This is a genomic window from Methylophaga sp. UBA1464 (genome assembly GCF_002325665.1).
Lineage (GTDB): Bacteria > Pseudomonadota > Gammaproteobacteria > Nitrosococcales > Methylophagaceae > Methylophaga.
Map to the genome: position 1 here is coordinate 8,952 of NZ_DCSO01000030.1, position 1,633 is coordinate 10,584.

Below are 1,633 nucleotides of genomic sequence, written 5' to 3' on the forward strand. Positions count from 1 at the left end.
CCCGCCGAGCGCTTTATTCCATTCAGCATTGCCAGTCGCGGTGATGCCCAGCAGCAAACGCTTATTTCGGCCTTTACTGATTTGCTGGCTTTGCCACAATCACGATTTGATGCTGAAACCATTATGCGTCTGCTGGAATGTGCCGCTATCCAGCGTCAGTTCCGACTGGATCATACTGATCTCGACACCATCCGTGGCTGGTTACGTGAAACCCATATACGTTGGGGACTGGACGGTCAGGATAAACAAAAACTTGGCCTGGCAGCGTTGGATGCCAATACCTGGCGTGCCGGACTTGACCGCTTATTGCTGGGCTATGCCTTGCCACCGGCAGAACGTGATCAATGGCAGTTATTTAATAACCAACTGCCGATCAGCGGGATCTCCGGTGAACGTGCCCAGTTAATGGCACAACTGAATGCCTTTATTGATCAGCTCAGTCAATTACGCGATGTGTTAAACAGACCGCGTAGTCCAGCTGACTGGCAAATTGTGTTGGCGGATTGGCTTCGCAGGTTGTTTAAAATTGGTGACGAAAACGAACAGCTGCAATTGGATGCCGTTTTAAAAGGCATCAATTCATTGACCGAATCTGCCCAACAGGTCGGCTTTGAACAAACTTTATCGATTGATGTGGTGCGCGACTGGCTGGATTTGCATATTGAATTGCCCGGCGCCGAACATCAGTTTATGGGCCGTGGCCTCACATTCTGCGACATGGTGCCGATGCGCAGTATACCGTTTGACGTGGTTTGCCTGATTGGTATGAATGACAACAGCTATCCACGTCGCCAACCCAAACCAGGTTTTGATTTGCTTTCCAATGATTACCGGCGGGGTGATCGCTCACGTCGCGATGATGATCGTTATCTGTTTCTCGAGGCGATTCTGTCGGCTAACCGGCATCTGTATATCAGCTATGTCGGGGCCAGCATTCATGATAATGCGGTAATTCCACCTTCGGTGTTGGTCAGTGACTTTAACGATGTACTGAGCAGACGCTTTCAGACAGAGCAGGGTGGCGAGATCTGGGAGCAGTTACTCACACGGCATCCATTGCAGGCCCTCAGTCCACGATATTTTTCTGCTGAAGATAACAAACTGTTCAGCTTTAACGCCGATGCCTGTCCGCCACCACAAAAACAGGCTGAAACCGAAAGCTGGTTTACTCATAAACTGCCGGATGCCGATGACAGCTGGCGCTTTGTCAGTCTCAAGCAACTGATACAGTTTTTCAGTCATCCGGCAAAGTTTCTGGCACAACATCGTCTGGGCATTTTTTATGAGAATGAGGATGCCACGCTGGAAATTCGCGAGCCTTTTGCACTGGATGGACTGGAAGCCTGGTCAATGCGTCAGCAAATGCTCGATGGCCGTTTAGCGACAATAGACCAGAGTCAGATTCAGCCAGTAATCAACGCCAGCGGCGTATTACCGCATGGCCATTTTGGTGAACTGCTATTTGAACAGCAGCTTGAAACCGTTGATGCCTTTACTGATAAATTACAGCCATTGAGAACCGCCGAACCGATACCGCCACTGGCATTTGAGTTTGACTGTGAGGATTTTACGCTTACCGGCCAGCTTGAAGGGCTTTCAAAATCAGGACTTTTGCATTACCGGCTGGCGAAAA

General features: G+C 49.7%; 1 pseudogene. It reads left to right on the top strand.

Annotated elements, in window-relative coordinates:
- Positions 1 to 1,633: pseudogene (locus tag B3O33_RS03290) on the top strand (exodeoxyribonuclease V subunit gamma); the annotation flags it as partial.